The sequence below is a fragment of the Trichococcus shcherbakoviae genome (assembly GCF_963666195.1).
In the GTDB taxonomy this organism is placed as follows: domain Bacteria; phylum Bacillota; class Bacilli; order Lactobacillales; family Aerococcaceae; genus Trichococcus; species Trichococcus shcherbakoviae.
The window spans coordinates 2,549,758-2,569,302 of the sequence record NZ_OY762653.1 but is presented as its reverse complement, the minus strand read 5'-3'; the positions used below and the strand labels follow the sequence as shown (position 1 = coordinate 2,569,302).

At 47.8% G+C, this 19,545-nt stretch carries 18 protein-coding genes; 5 read left to right on the top strand and 13 right to left on the bottom strand.

All coding sequences use genetic code 11. From position 1 onward, the window contains the following. Nucleotides 1-23: 23 nt before the first annotated feature. From ytpR to pepA, 3 genes are read right to left on the bottom strand one after another with little or no spacing between them, the layout of a single operon-like run. Nucleotides 24-638 carry a YtpR family tRNA-binding protein gene (ytpR, locus tag ACKPBX_RS12160; RefSeq protein ID WP_119093195.1) on the bottom strand — a complete coding sequence of 205 codons (615 nt, stop codon included), beginning with the start codon at nucleotides 636-638 and terminating at the stop codon, nucleotides 24-26. A gap of 54 nt (nucleotides 639-692) precedes the next feature. Further along, nucleotides 693-1,004: a thioredoxin family protein gene (locus tag ACKPBX_RS12155; protein WP_119093196.1), complete on the bottom strand. Its 312-nt coding sequence runs from the start codon at nucleotides 1,002-1,004 to the stop codon at nucleotides 693-695. A gap of 14 nt (nucleotides 1,005-1,018) precedes the next feature. Next, nucleotides 1,019-2,095, bottom strand: a complete 1,077-nt coding sequence (gene pepA, locus ACKPBX_RS12150) for a glutamyl aminopeptidase (RefSeq protein ID WP_086628432.1) — start codon at nucleotides 2,093-2,095, stop codon at nucleotides 1,019-1,021. Nucleotides 2,096-2,346: 251 nt separating this feature from the next. Here pepA and ACKPBX_RS12145 point away from each other — a divergent pair, with 251 nt between their 5' ends. Next, nucleotides 2,347-2,700 (top strand): PepSY domain-containing protein, encoded by a 354-nt coding sequence (locus ACKPBX_RS12145; protein WP_233436803.1) that lies wholly within the window; start codon nucleotides 2,347-2,349, stop codon nucleotides 2,698-2,700. A 101-nt stretch (nucleotides 2,701-2,801) separates the two neighbouring features. Here the strand turns inward: ACKPBX_RS12145 and trmB are convergent, their stop codons facing one another. The 4 genes from trmB to ACKPBX_RS12125 all read right to left on the bottom strand — a co-directional run bounded on the left by trmB (nucleotide 2,802) and on the right by ACKPBX_RS12125 (nucleotide 6,749). Next, nucleotides 2,802-3,467 (bottom strand): tRNA (guanosine(46)-N7)-methyltransferase TrmB, encoded by a 666-nt coding sequence (gene trmB, locus ACKPBX_RS12140; RefSeq protein ID WP_086628399.1) that lies wholly within the window; start codon nucleotides 3,465-3,467, stop codon nucleotides 2,802-2,804. A 72-nt stretch (nucleotides 3,468-3,539) separates the two neighbouring features. Continuing rightward, entirely contained in the window at nucleotides 3,540-4,337 is a 798-nt protein-coding gene (locus tag ACKPBX_RS12135; RefSeq protein WP_119093197.1) for a phosphotransferase family protein, read from the bottom strand. Between the two features lie 445 nt (nucleotides 4,338-4,782). Then, a complete protein-coding gene (locus ACKPBX_RS12130; RefSeq protein ID WP_119093198.1) occupies nucleotides 4,783-6,015 on the bottom strand; it encodes an ABC transporter permease in 1,233 nt (410 codons plus the stop codon). Further along, on the bottom strand, nucleotides 6,012-6,749 hold the full coding sequence (locus ACKPBX_RS12125) for an ABC transporter ATP-binding protein (protein WP_119093199.1): 738 nt from the start codon (nucleotides 6,747-6,749) through the stop codon (nucleotides 6,012-6,014). The genes ACKPBX_RS12130 and ACKPBX_RS12125 overlap by 4 nt, the downstream gene beginning before the upstream one ends. Before the next feature lie 174 nt (nucleotides 6,750-6,923). Between ACKPBX_RS12125 and ACKPBX_RS12120 the strand changes: the two genes are divergently transcribed. Together ACKPBX_RS12120 and ACKPBX_RS12115 are read left to right on the top strand one after the other, a co-directional pair. After that, entirely contained in the window at nucleotides 6,924-7,358 is a 435-nt protein-coding gene (locus ACKPBX_RS12120) for an HIT family protein (RefSeq protein ID WP_119093200.1), read from the top strand. A gap of 2 nt (nucleotides 7,359-7,360) precedes the next feature. Continuing rightward, nucleotides 7,361-7,741 (top strand): YtxH domain-containing protein, encoded by a 381-nt coding sequence (locus ACKPBX_RS12115; protein ID WP_119093201.1) that lies wholly within the window; start codon nucleotides 7,361-7,363, stop codon nucleotides 7,739-7,741. 103 nt (nucleotides 7,742-7,844) lie between these two features. Here ACKPBX_RS12115 and ACKPBX_RS12110 read toward each other — a convergent pair whose 3' ends face one another. Continuing rightward, nucleotides 7,845-8,273 carry a MarR family winged helix-turn-helix transcriptional regulator gene (locus ACKPBX_RS12110; RefSeq protein ID WP_200831742.1) on the bottom strand — a complete coding sequence of 143 codons (429 nt, stop codon included), beginning with the start codon at nucleotides 8,271-8,273 and terminating at the stop codon, nucleotides 7,845-7,847. A 146-nt stretch (nucleotides 8,274-8,419) separates the two neighbouring features. On the opposite strand from ACKPBX_RS12110, the gene ACKPBX_RS12105 reads away from it, so the two are divergent. Together ACKPBX_RS12105 and ACKPBX_RS12100 are read left to right on the top strand one after the other, a co-directional pair. Then, nucleotides 8,420-9,292 carry an aldo/keto reductase gene (locus ACKPBX_RS12105; RefSeq protein ID WP_407433219.1) on the top strand — a complete coding sequence of 291 codons (873 nt, stop codon included), beginning with the start codon at nucleotides 8,420-8,422 and terminating at the stop codon, nucleotides 9,290-9,292. Nucleotides 9,293-9,523: 231 nt separating this feature from the next. After that, nucleotides 9,524-10,522: a peptidylprolyl isomerase gene (locus tag ACKPBX_RS12100; RefSeq protein ID WP_119093202.1), complete on the top strand. Its 999-nt coding sequence runs from the start codon at nucleotides 9,524-9,526 to the stop codon at nucleotides 10,520-10,522. Nucleotides 10,523-10,586: 64 nt separating this feature from the next. On the opposite strand, the gene ACKPBX_RS12095 is transcribed toward ACKPBX_RS12100, so the two are convergent. The 5 genes from ACKPBX_RS12095 to ACKPBX_RS12075 form a co-directional block, all read right to left on the bottom strand. Then, a complete protein-coding gene (locus tag ACKPBX_RS12095; RefSeq protein WP_140186099.1) occupies nucleotides 10,587-11,555 on the bottom strand; it encodes a 3'-5' exoribonuclease YhaM family protein in 969 nt (322 codons plus the stop codon). Between the two features lie 21 nt (nucleotides 11,556-11,576). Beyond that, nucleotides 11,577-14,399 (bottom strand): ATP-binding protein, encoded by a 2,823-nt coding sequence (locus ACKPBX_RS12090; protein WP_319995532.1) that lies wholly within the window; start codon nucleotides 14,397-14,399, stop codon nucleotides 11,577-11,579. Continuing rightward, entirely contained in the window at nucleotides 14,380-15,639 is a 1,260-nt protein-coding gene (locus ACKPBX_RS12085; protein ID WP_160117032.1) for a metallophosphoesterase family protein, read from the bottom strand. The genes ACKPBX_RS12090 and ACKPBX_RS12085 overlap by 20 nt, the downstream gene beginning before the upstream one ends. A 471-nt stretch (nucleotides 15,640-16,110) precedes the next feature. Further along, nucleotides 16,111-16,461, bottom strand: a complete 351-nt coding sequence (locus tag ACKPBX_RS12080; protein WP_086628410.1) for a YlbF/YmcA family competence regulator — start codon at nucleotides 16,459-16,461, stop codon at nucleotides 16,111-16,113. Nucleotides 16,462-17,186: 725 nt separating this feature from the next. Next, nucleotides 17,187-19,268, bottom strand: a complete 2,082-nt coding sequence (locus ACKPBX_RS12075; protein ID WP_319995531.1) for a PBP1A family penicillin-binding protein — start codon at nucleotides 19,266-19,268, stop codon at nucleotides 17,187-17,189. Nucleotides 19,269-19,545 lie beyond the last annotated feature (277 nt).

The following is a 19,545-nucleotide window of genomic DNA, read 5'->3' as shown; positions in this document are numbered from 1 at the left end:
TTTTCCGACAAAATTCCATAGGGTTATTTGGAAAATGCTGCGCCTATTGCATAGCTGTCATCCAAGACGAGGATGCCTTTTTTAGGGCTTGCGTTTTCCAGTTGCAATTCTTTGGCTGAGCAGATCATGCCGTGGCTGGCTACGCCGCGCAACTCACCCGGCCAGATGATCAAACCGCTGGGCATAACAGCGCCCGGCTTGGCTACGACGACGCGTTGCCCTTTTTTGATGTTTGCTGCACCACAGACGATCTGCAGTACTTCTCCGTTGTCCACTTCCGTTTGCGTAACGGACAGATGGTTGGAGTCTTCATGCGGCACGCATTCCTTGACGTAGCCCACAACAAACTTAGGTGAGCGATCGACAACGACAGCATCACTGAAACCTGCCGCTTGGATCAAAGCATTCACTTTTGCGACTTCCTCATCTGAAAGGATAACTTGTCCGTTTGCATCCAACGTAAGCGTCTCTGAAATCGAAAACAGATTGTAGCCCATCGTTTCATTTGTACGGTTGTTGAAAATGCGCGTCACATTCTCTTTTGATTCGCAGGATTGTTCTTGGCGGACAGCGATATCCCCTTTCGTTAACATTAATGTATCCCCGACTGCTTCACGATTATAAAAACTTAACCACATGTTGTATTTTCCCCTTTATGTTTCTTCATTTATTATTGCCCAAACGAAATAGTATCACAATTGTTCCAAAAAGGCTTCAATCTCTTTTTGCGTCTTCCGGTTGCGTGAAACGAAACGCCCCAAAAGCTCTCCCTCAGCATAGACGACGAAGCTCGGGATTCCGGAAATCTGCAGAGCTTCACCCAACGTACCGAAATCATCGCGGTCTATTTCAACGAAACGAAAATCCGCGAATTTGTTCTCAACTTCGGGCATGAACGGACGGATGTAATGGCAATCCGGGCACCAGCTGGTCATGAAGACGAATACTGTTTTTCCCGAATCGCGCAGTTCTTTGAATTGATCCAAATCTATCAGTTTATCCATAATCAAGCTCCCCCTCAGTTCATGTCCATGATGGTTTCATAAGTGCTCTTGTCCAATGCTTTGATGACTTGCGCGACCATTTCCTTGGCCGCCGCATAATCATCGATGTGGAACATCGTCTGATGCGTATGGATGTAGCGCGCGCAGACGCCGATGACCGCGCTCGGTACCCCGTCGTTCATGACATGGGCGGCTCCCGCATCCGTTCCGCCTTTGGAAACGAAATACTGATAAGGGATATCGTGCGTTTCCGCCGTATCCAACAGGAATTCGCGCATCCCTTTCAAGGTGATCATGCCTGGATCCTGGATCCGCAAAAGGAACCCTTCCCCCAGATGGCCGAAAGTATCCTTTGTCGTCGTAAGGTCATCAGCAGCCGAGCAGTCCACCGCGAAGAACAGATCCGGCTTGAACTTATGAACGGCCCCTTTTGTCCCACGCAGCCCGACTTCTTCCTGGACGTTGGCTCCGGCGATCAACGTGTTCGGCAACTTTTCATCCTTCAATGCTTCCAGCGTCTCCAGAACGACCGTGTTCCCGTAGCGGTTATCCCATGCTTTTGAAATGATTTTTTTCTTGTTGGCGGTCCAGATCGTTTCGACTTGGGGAACAATCGTATCTCCTGGGCGGACTCCAAATGCCAACGCTTCTTCTTTCGTATCGAAACCGGCGTCGAAGAGGATATCCGTCACTTTGACTTTTTTTCCTTCATCGGCCCCACGCAACAAGTGCGGCGGAACAGATGAAGAGATAACAGGAATATCGCCTTTTGACGTCTGCAGCGTATAACGCTGTGCCGAAACGACATAGGCATTCCAGCCTCCTAGCGGCACGACCCGGAAAAGCCCGCGATCCGTGATGCCTGCCACCATAAAGCCGACTTCATCCATGTGCGCCGCCACCATTATGCGCGGCGCCGTTTTATCTGCATGCTCCCTGATTCCGAAAATACCGCCCAAACCGTCCGTTTCGACGCGGTCCACCAACGGGGCCATTCTTTCGTGCATATAGTTCCGGATATTGCGCTCATTTCCGCTTGTGCCCTGCAATTCCGTCAATTCTTTGATCATAGCAAATGTTTTATCTTCCATATTTGAATGGAGCAGCACATATCTTTAACCTTATGCCGCTCCCTGTCCCCCTTCATTGTCTGACTATTCTTTCCATTATAGCGCAGCATCGTTGTCATAGCAACGATTCCATTCGGTCCGAAGCATTGTCCGGCCCAGGAAACGTTTCCTTTACGAAGCCTTATGCAATCGACGTTTCCCTATTATTTTTTTCGTTTTATTGCTATACTTGGGGGAGAAAAAAGAAAGCGCATCAATTTGAGGAGGAACACATGATGAACTTTTTGGAAAAATGCATGTGCAAAAAACACAAAGAAGAAATCTTAGGCGGTATTTTATTCGGAGCCGGACTCGTGCTTGGTTCAGTCGTGACAGCCCTTTGCTATGAACAGAAACGGACCGTAAACGGCGACAAAATACTGGAAAACGTCAAAAAAATGTTCTTGGCCGAAGCTCCGATTGAAGGATCATGGATCGAATTGCATCCAGTCCCACTCAGTCGTTATTCTTCAAAAACGGATGTGTACTACGGCGGAATCTCACGTAAAGAAGAAGGCGTGTTGGTACAATATGAATTCATAGCCGACGCCTACACAGGAACCATTTTGGACTTATACAAACTATAAAGAAAAGAAATGCGATACAAGCCCGCTCTGCCTCGAAAGAAACACAGAAAAAGGAAGGACCAAAGCAATCACAGCTTTGGTTCTCCCTTTTGTTTTGTGTTTTATTTTTCTGAATCAGCCGTTGCTTTTTTTGGGAACGCTGCTTCGACGCGATAGATGCGGTCTCCTCGGGAAGAGAACTTCGCTTCGTACTCCGTCATGATGTTACCCTCAAAATCGCTCTTGTGCAGATCCAACCAGACTTGCTTCAAAGTCATGCCATACTGCGAGAAGCTCGCCAAAGAATATTCGAACAGGCCTTGATTATCCGTCTTGAAATGAATTTCCCCACCGGATACCAGGATTTGCTCATAGTTCCGCAGGAAGTTTTTGTAGGTCAAGCGGCGTTTATCGTGTTTGGACTTTGGCCACGGATCGGAAAAGTTCAAGTAAACGCGAGCCACTTCGCCCTCCGCAAAGAAATCCGCTACATTCTCTCCGTCCGTATTCAGCAACTGGACATTTTTCAGACCTGATTCGATCATCTTATCAAGCGTCATGACCGCTACGCTCGTCTGGCGTTCGATACCGATATAATTCACTTCTGGATGCATGCGGGCCATCTCGACGATGAACTGGCCCTTGCCTGAGCCGATTTCCACATGGATCGGTTGCTCGTTGCCGAAGCGTTCCTGCCATTTCCCTTTCCAATCCGCTGGTTCCATCACTACATATTGGGTACTTTCAGCCAATTTTTCGGCAGCCCATGGTTTATTTCTTACGCGCATAATTCTCCTCTTTCTTAACTGTTTTTTTCGAAAAAAGAAATCCTTTCCGTCCGTGTAAAAACGAAGAGGATTTCATAAATAACTGTTTAGGCGATTCTGATAAAGCTGTTTCAGCAACAGAATCAGTTGGTTCATTTCCACATTGCGTTCCTGCGAATGGCTCTTTTTGATCAGGCAGAGGCACACCATCATGCTGTACCACTCCAACCGGCGCTCCATATTGTCATTCATCTGCAAGCCATACTGCTCCAACCATACTCCCCATTCTTCATGGGGAACGTATTGCACAAGCAAGGTACTGATGTCCGAAAACGGATCGGCAATTTTGACCATTTCCCAATCCACCAGATACAACCGGTCTTCCTCATCCAACAGGAAATTTTTCCGATTCACATCTCCGTGGCAGACCGTCTTTTGCGAGTCGTCGATGCTGGCGATGCTGTTCTTCACATATTCAGTCACCTGTTGCAGGACCGAATTGGATTTCAAGTCATCCGGCAGCTCTGCAACGTAAAGGTTGTAAAAATTGATTGGGTTGAAGATTTCACCCTTTACCTTCTGAAGCATCTTCAGGAGATTTTCGGAATGATGGATGCGATGCAGGATGTCCCGCACGGTCTTCCCTTTCATCTCATCCGGATTCAATTCCCTGCCGTTGAGCCATTCCTGAGCTGTCAGGACATCCCCATTGCCGACCCGTTTGGTCCAGATCAATCGCGGTGTGATCCCCTCAACGGAAAGCGCAGCTAAGAAAGGTGAAGAGTTTCTTTTCAAAAAAACCCTTTCCTCGGCTCTGGTGCCCATATAAGCTTGTCCTGTGTCTCCTCCGATGGGATGTAGCCGCCACCCTGAGTCCATTTTATAATCCATCGAGCTCATTCCTTACTCTAATCTTTAGTTTTGAAAAGCGGTACAAGCCCGCTCTGCCTCGAAAGAAATTTAGGAAATCTGGCCCTGAATGAGCATCGCAGAGCGCAATGGGTCAGATTTATCTAATTTCCGAGAGGCAGGCTTGGACCGCTAGACATCTTTTTAGGTGCATGAAATATTTTGCAAACTTGTGAAGCACCAAAGGTGATGCACTTTTAATTTGATAAATTTATATCATTGAAAAGAAGGAGCCGGGACGAAAGCCCCAGCTATCTCGGTCTGCTCTTCTGTTCATACGCTACGTGTTCATTCGGCGACGCAGCTCGTTTTGCTCTGAAAGCGCAACGGCCATCACTCGCATACAAGTATCATTTTAGATTTCTTTGCATAGTCAGTCAAGAATATTCCATGTGATTTCGGAACTGAACCGAGTTTAACCCGTGCATCAGTAATTTGCCGCTTCCCTTTTTTCCGTACGCCCACCTATATAGAACTGGATGAACAGCCAGATGAACCCGGCGTTTAAGGCGACAGCAGCCAAGCCAGTCTGCCAACTGTTATTGATGAAGATGATTCCCGCAAAAAGGAATCCTTCCACTCCCAAAAGGTAGCCGAGCAAACGCTTGAAGCCAGCAAATTTATCTTCGCGCTGCGTCGGATAAAGCCGGTACAGCATATTTTCATTGAAATGGAAATACAGCGGCATCAGCTGGAAGCCTGTCAAATAAAGGAACAATAGACTGAGCCCTAAAGAAAATCCGGCTGACGGCGTGAAAAGCAGCAACAGCATCCCGATGGCCAACAGCCGGAAAAACAAGCCGCTGTAATCCGTCCCGCGCAAAAATGCCCGTGCATATAAATACTGGTAGGAATTGCTTTTGCCTTCAACACGGCGAAGCAAGCCGTCGAAATATTTTCTTCTTTTTGCTTTGCTCTTCACTTGCGGAACATCCGTGAACAGATTGATGACCCGGTTTAAGCGAGCTTTTCGTTGTTCTTCCGAGGCAATCATCTGCTCCCATTGATAGAGCGGATAGCGCGCCTCATACGCTACTTGTACTTTTTTACGCAGAAACATAGTATACAGAATTACAAGTACCGGCGCAACCCATGGATGAAAAAATATCGCGACGCTGAAAGATAAAATCGCCGCGCAAGCCAAGTAAAGATCATTTTTCTGGCGAACTTTCCGATCGCCTATCTTCAAGCCCAGTTCCAGCAGATCCAAATGGATAACTTTCAACAGCAGCAAGGTTGCATAAATCGGCAGCAAATCACTTGCCCCGATCGTTCTCCCGGCAAAAAGCATCGGCATCGCTGCGGCTGCCAAAAATAACAACAGAATCGCCGGAAGGATCAGGCTGTATTTTTTCGCTTTGCTGAAATAGCTCCCCCATTCCTTTTCCTTAGCCAAAAGGAACACTTGGTCGGCCGGCTCCAAAAAGGTCGCCAGCTTACCGATAAAGATGCTGCCGGAAAAAAGAAACACGATCAGCAGCTTTCCCCAAAGGAAGTCCGGCGTCACGGTTTTCACGAATTCGGAATATTGGTAAGCCAAAGCTCCCAGCAGAAAGAGGAGCACGAGGACGAAATGATCATTGAAGATATATTTGCTGTAGCGGCTGAATTTTTTCAGTTGCAGTTGCTGCCTTCTTTTCCAGATAGTTTCCAGGTTCATGATCGATCCACTTCTTTCGTCAAGCTGATGTAAAGCTCATCGAGACTTGCTCCCGGCATGCCCATCTCCCGCTGCAGGTCAGCCATCGTGCCTGTCACTTTGACCTCGCCATGGTGAAGCAGGACGAAATTATCGCATTCTTTTTCGGCAGAAGCCAGCACATGTGTGGACATCAAAATGGCTGCACCCTGCGCTTTTTTCTCCCTGACCATCTCCAGGAACGAGTGGATGCCAAGCGGATCCAGCCCCAGGAATGGTTCATCGATGACATATACCGGCACATCCAACATGAATGCGCAGACAATCATCACTTTTTGTTTCATGCCTTTGGAAAAATAAGCCGGAAACCAGTCCAGCTTGTCCTCCAGACGGAAATCGTGGATGTAGCGCATCGCCTTTTCCATGGCCACCGCTTCCGTGATTCCGTAGGCCATCGCCGTTATTTCCAAATGTTCCCTTAAAGTGAGTTCTTCATAGAGCACCGGAGTCTCGGGAATAAAAGCGAAGGACTGGCGATAACGTTCCGTGTCCTCGCGCAGCGTCCGGCCATCGATCGCGATTTTACCGCTGAAAGGCATCATCAAACCAATGATGTGTTTGATGGTCGTGCTCTTGCCTGCTCCGTTCAATCCAATCAATCCAGTCAATTCCCCGGCTTTGACCTCAAAATTTATATTTTTTATGACAGGCAATTGCGTATAGCCGCCCGTGACATTCTCCAATAATAGTGACATTTAACCGTCCCTTTCGCATGTGTTTGTGCCTTATATTATAGCACAGCCTTGCCCCATCCCAAATATGTTGCTGAGCGAAGCGTCAATTCGACCCCAGGATATCAAAAAAAAACCAAATATGATAAAGTTAGAGCATAGAATAAACTAGATTATGAACAGAAAGAGGTCAAGCATATGACAGATTGTATTTTTTGCAAAATCGCGAACCACGAAATCCCGAGCAGCATTGTCTATGAAGATGATGTCGTCATTGCGTTCCTGGATTTATCACAAGTGACAAAAGGGCATACGCTGTTGGTACCCAAGAAGCATGTCGCTGATATTTTTGAATATGATGAAGAATTGGCGAAGGAAGTCTTTTCGCGCATCCCTAAAATCGCGCGCGCAATCGAACGATCCAGCGATGACATTTTGGGATTGAACATTCTGAACAACAACCGATCGATAGCCTACCAGTCTGTTTTCCATTCGCATATCCACTTCTTGCCGCGTTACGAAGATTCGGATTCAGATGGTTTTGGTTTGAAATGGAAGACGCACGAAGGAAAATATTCGCAGGCAGAATTGGCAAAAGTAGTTGCATCCATCAAAGATAGTCTGGAGGAATAGATATGCGCTCATTTATGGAAGGAATAGTATTCGGTACGGTAGTCGGCGGTCTGCTTGGCTTGCTGAACACCCCCCGCAGCGGAAAAGAAAATCGCGAGAAAGCGAAAGCTTACCTTGAGGACAACACACTTGCGGTCGAAGACCTCAACGTAAGCGTCCAAGGTTTGCGCAATGCGATTCAATCATTGACCAACGAAGGGTTGGCTTCCGTCAACTCAGTTTCGGAGGAAGTCGCAAAATCGATTGAGAGCTTTACGCAACAGGCTCAACCCAGAATCAACCGCATAAACGATAAGATTGCAGTATTGACTGAAGATATGGAAAAAGTCGCTGCGAGCATGGAATCGCAAATGCCTGCAGCGACAGATGCACCCAATCAATAATCGAAATTAAAAAAACGACGTTCCAAATGCAAACCGGATCACCGGTCATTTAGAGCGTCGTATTTTTCTGTGTTTCTGTCATAAGGAGTCCAGTCAAGAACCCCTATTTAGTCTGATTATCGGATAGTTTGAAAAGCGCCTGTATCGGCATCGCCGCGAAAGATTCCGTGAGCACCTGTTCCACTGTCGCAGCCGCTGCATCCAGTTTCGCCGCACCAGTTTTCGTCAAGGTCGTATAGATGATCCGCCGATCCTGCTCGCAGACATTCCGCTCCAACGCTCCGCAGCCCTTCGCCTCAAACTTGCTGACCAATCTCGATACAGCACTTTGGCTTAAGCCGACCTTTTCCTCCAGATCCTGGAGTTTCAGCTTTTTCTCCGCTTCCTGTGACAGGAAATAAAGGACATAGAACTCTTTCAGAGAAAGGTTATGGTTCGTCTGCAAACTTTTTTCCAGCGTGCTCTCGACTTTCAGATGAAAATTATTGATTTCCAGCCATTGGCAAAACGCAGAACTCATTTCACATTTCACAAAGTTCCCCCCATTCCTTTCTTTTTATCAGCTTATGATACCAAATATTGGCATTATGAGCAATCTGCCACGACTGGACGCAGATGATTTGCTTGCTGAATTCGGCTATGTTAACCTGAAACCATGCACACGCATATATATTTCAGATGGGAGTGTTCGATTTGGAAAAAGAAATCAAGAATATCACCTTCAGCAACGGCGTAACCATCCCGCAACTGGGCTTGGGCGTCTTCAAGATGAAAGACGAAAAGGAACTGAGTGAAGCGATCCGCGTTGCTTTGGAGGCTGGCTACCGCCATTTCGACACCGCGATGATTTACGAGAACGAAGCTATTGTGGGACAAGCTTTGAAAGAAAGCAGCATCCCAAGGGAAGAAATCTTCTTGACCTCAAAAGTTTGGAATTATGACCACGGCTACGAGGAAACCAAAGCGGCTTTCCAGGCCAGTCTGGACCGTTTGGGCACGGATTATCTTGATCTTTATCTGATCCACTGGGCTTCCGCAAACTACATCGAGACTTGGAAAGCGATGGAAGAATTGTACAATGCAGGCAAAATCAAAGCCATCGGTGTCTCCAATTTTCAGATTCATCATCTCGAGGATCTGATGTCGCACACGGAAATCATCCCAATGATCAATCAGATTGAAACGCACCCTGCCTTTCCACAGGATGAACTGCGGGCTTTCATGGCGCAGCACGCAATCATCCATGAAGCTTGGGGTCCGCTTGGGCAAGGCAAAAATGACCTATTGACGCAAGCTGTGCTCCTTGAGCTTGCGGAGCAGTATGGCAAGACACCTGCCCAAATCGTTTTACGCTGGCATATCGAACGCGGCATCGTCGTCATACCGAAATCGGTCACGCCGAGCCGTATCCGAGAAAACCGCGACATCTTCGATTTCAGCTTATCAAAAGAGGATATGGACAAGGTCGCGACCCTCAATACCGGCGAAAGGTACTCCGGGAATCCCGACGATCAGGAATTCCTGACCAGAACCTCAATCCGCCCGAATTGAGGAAAATAATCCAGAAGAGGAGCACTTTGCCACCTTAAGCGGCAGAGGCCCCTTTTTTTGTTGTATGTTGCGTTTTTTGTCTGCTTCCGAACCAGGCTTCAGATATGAATTTTCTGAGAAGTTTGCTAGCGTTTTTAAGGAATATTTTCCATAATCACGGCGTTTATGATATATTTATAATTAGTTATTCTTGGGATAGATAAATAGAAATAGATTGGAAGTGCCACATTCATGAAAAAAAAATTAGCATTGACGTCCGTTGCTTTCTTGACGGCCATCACATTAGCAGGCTGCGCGACTGGCGAAACTGTCGCAACGACTCCAGCAGGCGATATCACAAAAGATGAATTATACGACGCAATGAAAGCCTCAATCGGCGAAACTGTCTTGCAACGTTTGATTCTGATCGACGTATTGAACGATAAAATCGGAGACAATGAATTAGAAGCTGAAACAGAAGCTGAACTGTTGACTACCATCGAACAATACGGCGGAGAAGAAACTTTCAACTACATCTTGTCACAATCAGGCTTTGCAAATAAAGATGAATACCAAGATGTATTGTATCTGAACAAACTGATCGAAGCAGCCGTAAGAGCTGAAACGACTTTCACGGATGAAGAAGTGGAAGCCTATTACGAAGCTTACCAACCACAAATCAACGTACAGCATATCTTGGTTGCGGATGAGGCAACTGCTGTAGATTTGATCAACCAAATCAATGCAGGCGCGGATTTCGCGGAATTAGCTAAGGCCAACTCCACCGACACAGCCACTGCTGAAAACGGCGGAGAAACAGGATTGTTCGGAGCAGGCGAGATGGTCGCAGCATTCGAAGAAGCCGCTTATGCGCTTGAAGTCGGTGAAGTGACACAAACACCAGTCGCTACCGAATACGGCTACCACATCATCAAGATGATCGAGAAGACTGAAAAAGGAACATTGGAAGAAGAGCGCGAAAACATCGAAACAGTGATGATGGACGAAAAACTTGCCGACAATGATTACCTGACATCCGTCATGTCCAAAATCGTCCAAGCAGCGAATGTTGAAATCAAGGACGAAGACTTGGCAGCAGCGATCGATCAATTCTTGCCTGCTGAAGAAACAACCTCATCAGACGCAACATCCGAAGCAACAACTTCAGAAGAAGCTAGTTCAGAAGCTAGTTCAGAAGCAACTTCTGCAACTGAAGAAGCGGAATCAGCTACATCCGAATCTGCAAACTAATAACTTTAATGTAAAACACGCAAGTTACCAGCCTTTTGATGCTGGTAACTTGCGTGTTTTTTTGTTATTGCCCTTCTTCAGTAGCTTGCGTAAAAACCGGCTTATAGAAACTGCGGTTCTCCAGCCCGAAAATCCGCTCGCTGAACGTTCCCGGTGTCGTGCGCAATAAGGCCGTGTCGATCATATTGATGGAAGCATCCAAATTATCAAGGTGATGGATGATTTCGGCTTCCAAAAGATGCGGCGTTACCGGTGATCCGAATTCCTGTTTACCGTGATGCGCCAGAACAATATGTTTCAACAAGATTACTTCTTCGCTGTCCTCATCGATGTTCAGTGACAGACAAGCTTTGGTGATTTCTTCATCAATCAGGACGATATGCCCGATCAGATTCCCTTTCAGCGTGTACTCGGTCGACATGCTGCCGCTCAACTCGATCGTTTTTCCGATGTCGTGGAGAATCACTCCCCCGTACAGCAAAGACTTATTGACTGATGGGTAATGTTGAATGACCGTTTTTGCCATCCGCAAGATCGATACCGTATGGAAACCGAGTCCGCCAACGATAGCGTGATGGTGACGTTTTGCAGCGGGATACTCGAAAAATTCCCGTTGATATTTTTTGAGTATATGACGGACAATCCGATTGATTGGTGCGCTCGTGATCTCAAAAAGGATTTGGCTGACTTCCTCCACCATTTCTTCAGATTTCAACGGAGCACGCTCCATATAGAGTTCAGGTCTGTTTGGTTCCCCTTCGCGGGCTAGCCTTAGTTTTGTGATGCGCAGTTGAGGATTATTCTGATACATTTCCCGTTTGCCGGTTACGGCAACGACTTGGCCAGCCTGGAATTGCTGGATATCCTCCTCTTTTGCGTCCCAATACTTCCCGTCAATCTGACCGCTGCGGTCCTGAAAAGTAAAAGCGATGAATTTCTTGCCGTTTTTTGCCAGACGGATATCCGCACTTTTGATCAGCACATAAATTTCAAAATTATCATCTATTTCGTGTTCATATATTTTTTTGGCCACCCCTACCAGCCCCTTTCACTCCTATTTTAACATGTATACTTGTTTCTGTGAAAATCGTTGTACGCAAACGTCGTCGAACGTGAAAAAGAGCACCTGCACGTCTTCGCTCAACTCTTCCAGCAACGTAAACATGATATTTTTCCTATCCTCATCGAAGTTCACAAAACCATCATCGATCAAGATCGGCATGCTGACGATATCGGCAGTGTTCCTCACAAATGCAAGCCGCAGAGCAATGTACAACTGTTCCACCGTTCCCTGCGACAATTCATTCGGTAAGAAGGTCGTTCCGTCCTTACGCTGCACCTTCATGCCGTTCTTTTGGAACGCGATGCCGGTGTATGCACCTTCCGTCAACCGACTGAAAAAGGTTATGGTATCATCCAACATCAGCGGCAGGCGATCCTCTTTCCCGTACCGCAATGCCCCTTCGATCCATTCTCCGGCGGTAACCAAACCGGCCCACTCGATGGCAAGGTCCCTCAGCTCGGTTTCTGCCAAAGCGAACTCCTGCAGCAAGGCACTGTAAGTACCGCCTTCTTCCAATTGTTCCAGCTGATGCTTCAGTTCAACCTCAGTCCGCTGCAGTTTCGACAATTCAGTCTTCAACTGCTGCATTTCCAGTTCATTCTTTTCGTAAAGATCCGCGCTTTTCTTGGCATCGCCATAACGATCCAAAAGTTGCTCGCGCCCATTGACTTGCTCATCCAGCAATTCTTTGCGCTTGAGGTTCTGCTCCTGCTTTTCCTTCAGAGCCAACAACTGGTAGAATTCCGCTTCCGTTTTTGCGTTTGCCTGATCCAATAGCCGCTGTCTCTGTTGATGGGACTCGGCAAGGTCGCGTTGGATCTGTTCCAACTCTTGCTGCAGTTCATTGATTTTATCCTGAACATTCGCAGCCATATTTTCTTCCAAAACGACGGCATTCTGTATCTCGGAGAAGCGTGCGACCATTTCAGTGACTGTCAGATGTTCAAAGTGGAAACGGCTGCGGATGAACGCAGTTTGCTCGTTCCATTTATCCACGGCAAAATTAAGATCGCTCATTTCGGCTTCCTGATTGATTATCAGAGCGGCCTTCTCCGCCAAAACGGCACCGGGGTCCAATTGCAGGAGTTCCCTTGCCGTCATTCGGGCCGGATAGCCTTTCTGCTGCAGGAAAGTCGTCCATTCGGTTTGGAGCATGTTTCCGCGCTCTTCCGTTTCTTCCCGGCTGTTCAAAAGTTCCAAAAACTTATCCTGCAACTCTTCGAGCTCTCTTGTTACAGCCGAGATTCTTTCCCTGACAGCGGCCTGCTTCAGAAATTGCTCCATCGCATTTTCGGAGGAGCCTTCTTGGGAGGCAACGTCCTTCGTTTGTGTCTGTTGCTTCCTTCTGGTCAGGATAGCCCCACCGACAGCAAGCACAGCAGACAACGCCCATGCAATTACCCGGAAGTCTGCCAGAACAAAAGACAGGACTAAAAATACAGCCGCAGCCAAAAACAGCATGCCGAGCGGATTTCTTTTCGTTGGGACGGGTGCAGCAATTCTTTGATTCGGCTGTTGCACATCGCTTTGCAGCGTGGCATACGCTTCATCAGTAAGCTTCTCGTGTTGGAGGCGAGTCTCTTCTTGCTGGAGGGTTTCCAGCTGTTCCGCATGAAAACCGATATTGTGGTCCAAGCGAAGCAGCTGTTCTTCGATCTGTCGGATGTCCTGCGCAAGCTGCTGCAACCGCCCGCGTTCTTCTTCCTTAAGCGGCTCCGGAGCGGGCAGGGCCAGATTCAACCCCAAGGCCATTTTTTGTTTGGCCAAATCAGCCTTGTTGTTGCTGATCTCATTTTCCAGATAAGTCATCTTATTCAGATCCGCTTGCGTTTTGGCTGCACTGTGCAGCAAAGCCGCAAACTCCGATTGATGCACCTTGTACCATTCCACCTGGACATATTCGCCCAACTGTTTCTGCAGCTGCGCTAACCTTTCCTGGAGTTGCGTTTGCGCTTGGATCGACGCGGCCATTTTTTCCTGCTGGTTCTGCCACTGGTAACGGGCATCTTCCGGCACTTCACTGTAGTCGACAGCCGTAATTTCCTTGTTCAGCCGTTTCCACTCCTGATAGCTGTCCGCCAACCGCAAGCTTTCTGCGATTGCGGTTTGTTCCTGCTCCAGTTCCTGTTGACGGGATAATAGTTCGGCCTGCTGCTTTTGGCTGTCCGATAAATGCAGCAGCGACGTTTCATAGGTCGCATTTTTCGCTTTTGCTTGCTGAAGCTTCCTTTGCAGTTTTTCAGCAGCCTGTATCTTCTTGTTCAAAGGCGGAACGCTGCCTGTCGGTTTGAAGCGTTTCGCGGCTTCATCCCGGTATTCTTTGGCTAATTGCAGCAAACGTTCGCTCCCGCTGGTGCCGATGCTCAACAGATAATGGTTGAGGTCGTCTTTTTGGGTTTTTTTCAAGGAAAGCAGACTGTCTATTTTGAATGTGTATAACGACTCAAAAGTCTCCCTGTCCATCCCCAACAGGAAACGCCCGAGATTTTTTGTCGTCTGCTGCACACCATCCGGCAGCGTGACGAGGGCCTGCCCTTTATTGCGGTCCTTCACCCGCTCAACGATGACATCCCCGAACCGCGTGTCCTCCAAAAATAAGCGACCGCCGTATGCTTGCGCTTGTTTCGGGACGTACAGATTCTGATCTTTCTTGCGGGCACTGGGAAACCCGAAGAGGATGCTGTTGATGAAGGATGACAAGGTGCTTTTGCCGGCTTCATTTTTTCCGTGGAAGACCTGCAGATCCTGCACACCATCAAATGTCCGGTTCACCCATTTCCCGTAGCCGTATATTTCAATCTTCCGTATCTTCACTGTCTTCCTCCTCAAACGCGACCGCCTGCACCAGTCTGGTCTTTGCTGCAGCCAGCACTTCCTCTTTGAAGCTTCGGTCTTTTTTTAAATCAGGGAAAGTAGTCCTCATGAGCGGATGTTGGAAAAAGTTGTCCAGCTGTTGATAGAATACGTCATCTGCGCTGATTTCCGTCCAACTTTTCGAAAAACTTTCCTTCATGACCTGATCAAAGGAAAATAGTTCCTTTTCCGTATCGACCGCAATTTTCAACTGATACAGATAGATGAAAGGCCGCTCCAACCGTTGTCTGACACCCTCCAATATCTCCTCATCCTCGATCTTTTTGACGACATCGGGATGCAGCTCCTGGATATCCGTGAACAGCAGCGACAACAGCACACTTGATTCACTCTGGGAGCGATAGTAGTCCATGCGTTCCTCGATGCGCGCGAATGCATCATTCAGGGTTTTGCATCCAAGCAACGACACTGTCTCTTTCTCCCAGACGATCGGCGCCGTTGGGATGAACGACAATGCAGGAGCCATCCCTTTCCGGAGCGTCACCAGGTAAGCGCCTTTCGCTTCGGTTTCATTCGGATTGCGCCCTTGCGTATTGCCGCAATAGACGACAGGCGGAGCCGTCTGCAGCTGCTGCCTTTTGTGGATATGTCCCAAAGCCCAATAATCATAATTTCTCGCGTTCAACTCGCCCAACGAAAATGGCGCATAGACGCCTTCTGAAGAGTTCAAGCCTTCGAGATAGCCATGCAGCATTCCGATATGGTAATCCACGCTATGATTCCGGTTCGGGTATTCAACGATCATCCGTTCCTCGACCCATCTGGAAGGATAACTGAAGCCGGTAATGGCCACCCGTTCCCCTGCTTTAGTGGTCAGGATTTCTGTCGTGACCGCTTTTTCGAAGACTGTGACATTTCCTGGAAGCTGCAGTTTGAGCGATTCCCTTCCGAGAAAATCATGGTTCCCATGAGACAAATAAACCGGGATGCCTGAACGATCCAGTCGGCCCAATTCATCCCTCAGGAAGGCCTGCGCTTTTACGCTCTGATTCTCCTCATCGTAGATATCCCCGCTGATCAGAAAAAAATCCACTTGGGCCGCGATGGCTTGCGTCACCAATTCCCGAAAGGAATCAAAAGTGGACTGGTAAATGGCATCAAAAAGTTGCGGTTCCAGCTGTTTTATCCCCTTAAAAGGGCTATCCAGATGGAGATCCGCTGTATGGATAAATGTAATCACAAGCTGTCCTTCTTTCCGCATGCTATGCTTAATTTGGCAAATAAAAGAAAAGCTGAACGGGTTCGTTCAGCCCTGAAAGAAATTTAGGAAATCGAGCCATGCAACGTTCCCTACGGTCACCTTGTACTGGGAGTCTAAGGGATGAATCCCAAAGACTCCCATGCAACTGAGCATCGTAGAGCGCAATAGGCACGATTTATCTAATTTCCGAAGGGCTTACCCGTGAAGCTAGCCATCTATATTGGATGCATGAAACATTTTGCAATCCTGTAAAACACCTACGGTGATGCACTTTTGATTCTAAAAATCTTTATATGTTCCTAGAAGCATCAAAAAAACTGCGCCATTTCCTCCAAATATCGGATGAAGAACGTTGGATGGCATTGATAGGCAATGCGTTGAATCCTGTCCCTATCTGTCATCCGGCCATTCTTTCGGAAATGGTCACAGCTTATCGTCAAAAATTAAGTCTTAGTCTTGTGCAGGCGCGTATAATTCTTGCAACGGTTTTGTGATGATGGCATTGACTTCTTCCATCAATTGGCTCAACTGTTGCTCTTTAGCCATCAAAGATTGGATGACTTCGTTGCCGGATGCTCTCTCAGCGATTGCTTGAGCAGAAGCCACATCATCATCAGTTATCGCCGCACCTGTCATTTGTTTTTGTTGCAGCCCGATTTGCACATTACGGAACTCCTCAAACAAATCAAAAGCCACTTTATCTTCTCTCATTGCAGCATAAGCTGAAGACAACTCAGTAAAAACAGAAGCCTCACGCAGATTTTTTTCCAACTCATAAGCCGTATCATAAATATTACTCATTATCCCATTCCTTCCATTCGCATATTACATAAACTATAACATTATCCGAACAATAAAGCCATCAAAAAACACGAAAATACGTTCTTATCAGAGCGTGAGAAAAGTCGTTTAGCTCCCCGTACGTTGGAGCATCCCCCGAAGTGAACCTCTTTTGTTCACTTCGGGGGATGTGAAACGTTAATGGGAGCTGACTTTTCGAACGCGTCTACGCAGAGCGTGATGAATCCCGGGTAGAAATCGCGCACTAAGAGGACTAACACAAAGCGGACGCTCTTTGTCCGTGTGTGGTAGTCAGCTTAGGCACAGATTTCCGGGATTCAGAACGCGTCTACGCAGAGCGTGATGAATCCCGGGTAGAAATCGCGCACTAAGAGGATATTACGTGAACGGCCGCTCTTTGGCCGTGACGTAATATCAGCTTAGGCACTCAAACTGTTTAATAAGCCGAACGATTCCCTACAACAATATGCTCTGTTTGTCCGATTCTTCCGCCTTATCGGACAACCCGCAAGACATTCGCTCTCCGCTTGTCCGATTCTTCCACCTTATCGGACAACCCGCAAGACATTCGCTCTCCGCTTGTCCGATTCTTCCGCCTTATCGGACAACCCGCAAGACATTCGCTCTCCGCTTGTCCGATTCCCCACAATTATCGGACATTCCTTTCAACAAGCATGTCAAAAAAAAGACAAGCCGTGACAGCTTGTCTTTCCTCAAATCAATTTTTATTGTCCGAAAGCCTCATTGGCCCAATCGAACAATTTTTGCGAACCCTCGCCGATGCTCTGTCCGAACGAGCCCATTTCGTTCATGAACTCATCCAGACCATTTTTCAGCCCATTCATGATGCCAGCATCATAGGTTTCTTCGGCAGCAGCGACAGCAAATTCAGTTTGCGGGCTGATCGACAACAACGCCCCCATCTCGGCACTGTACAAATTCGCCATCGTCTTGCCGGCGTTGTTCAGATTGTGGGCTTCATTGGTTTCGTCATACCCCAACCAAGTAGCGACGACAAGATCGGGTGTGTACCCCACCATCCATTGCGACTTGATGTAGCCTGTTTCCCTATCAAGTTCCGTCGTTCCGGTCTTGCCCGCAATCACCATCCCGTTCGATGGTTGCGCCGATGCGCCGGTTCCGCCATCTGCGTACACGCCCATCAGCATGCTCGTCATTTCCTCAGCGACTGCGGCTGTCGTGACGCGGTTCGTTTCCGGATTCGTATTGTCCACAATCACCGCTCCGGTCGCATCGACAATCTTCGTGATGAAACGCGCTTCCGTGCGCACCCCTTCATTCACGAAAGTCGTATAGGCACTTGCCAACTGAACTGGCGACACGCCGGTGCTCATCCCTCCCAGCGCGATGGCACCCAGGTTTTCATCCGCTTCACCGATGGAGATACCGAAATCCTCCAACTTAGCGATCCCTTTTTGGATGCCCAGCTTGTCTAGAAGCCACACAGCAGAAGTGTTCTTGCTCTCGGCAAGCGCTTGATACATTGGCAAAGTGTCATACAGACTGTTTTGGTCATAGTTCCAAACGGAATAATCGTCATCGCCGTAAGTCAAGGAATCATCATCCATCACTTCCGCATCAACTTCGTATCCGGCCTCAAGAGCCGGCGTATAGACGGACAGTGGCTTGATGGTTGAACCCGGTGCCATGGTCATCTGGGTTGCACGGTTATAGGTCCGGAAACCTTCATAATTCGTAGCGCCGACGACCGCGAGCACATCCCCGGTTGCCGGTTCCAGGGCCACAGAAGCACTCTGCAGCGAAGTCCCATCTTCCGCAGCCGGCAGATAGGCATTCGCATAGGTGTCATCCATCTGGTTCTGATAATCCTGATCCAAGCCGGTGTAGATTTTATAGCCTCGGTTCAGCAGGTCCTCTTCATCCAGGCCGTAGGTATTGATAGCCTCGTTTATGACCGCATCGAAATAGTAGGGATAGTTATAGCCGCTGTCTGCATAATAGTTATCCACCACATTGATATCTTCAGCGATCGCCGCATCTGCGGTGGCTTGATCGACAAACGCATTGTCCGCCAATAGTTGCAGGACCGTATTTCTTCTGTCAGTGCTCGCTTCATAATTATCGATCGGGTTGTAGTAGCTCGGTGACTTCAGGATTCCGGCCAGTACAGCCGCTTCCGACAAGCTAACTTCACTCGCCGATTTTCCGAAGTATTTCTGCGAAGCATCCTCGACGCCCCACACCCCCGACCCGAAGTAGGCGTTGTTCAGGTACATCTCCAGGATTTCGTCTTTCGTGTATTTGCTTTCGATTTCGAACGCCAAAAACAGCTCTTTGGCTTTGCGGATCAACGTCTGATCCAATGTCAGGTAGGCATTTTTGGCCAATTGTTGGGTAAGCGTCGAACCCCCACCGACGATATTCCCGCCATTCAGCACGAAGCCGACTGCGGCACGGCCGATTCCTATCGGGTCAACCCCCGTATGCGTGTAAAAACGTTTGTCCTCCGTCGAAACGACCGCAGTCTGGATGTTCGGAGAAATCTGGTCGATCGTCACGAACGTCCCTTTCTGCGAATAGAGTTCCCCGGCTTCATTGCCGTAGCGGTCGTAGATGACCGTTGTCTGTTCCAGACCGGCCTTCAAATTTTCGACGTTGGCGGTCTTTGCCAAGAAAACAAGATAGGTGCTGCTGATCAATGTACCGATCAACAAGAACAACACGATAAATTTGTTGATCCGGTATTTCCGCCAGAGGTTCTTGCGTTTCTCATTGAAACGGGCCCATCCGGCTTTCAAAATTTCTTTAAATGGTTTATTTTGCATTTTTTCATCCTTCTTCATTTAATACATCCCCCCAGCTTGCTGAATGCCTTTGCGGTGCGCGTGGCAGTGGAGACACAACCTAAGCTTTTCACATGAAAGCACATTGCAACAACAGATTCCGTATCATAGTAACAGGAATCGCTCAAATAAGAAACCGACTTAAGTCGCAGAAATGCTCTCGTATTGCAATTTCTCTATTTTGATTTATAATTTTAGCATAAGTATCGTTTTGAATTAACCGAATTTTGCTTAAATAATTATTAAGGTAGGTGGCACC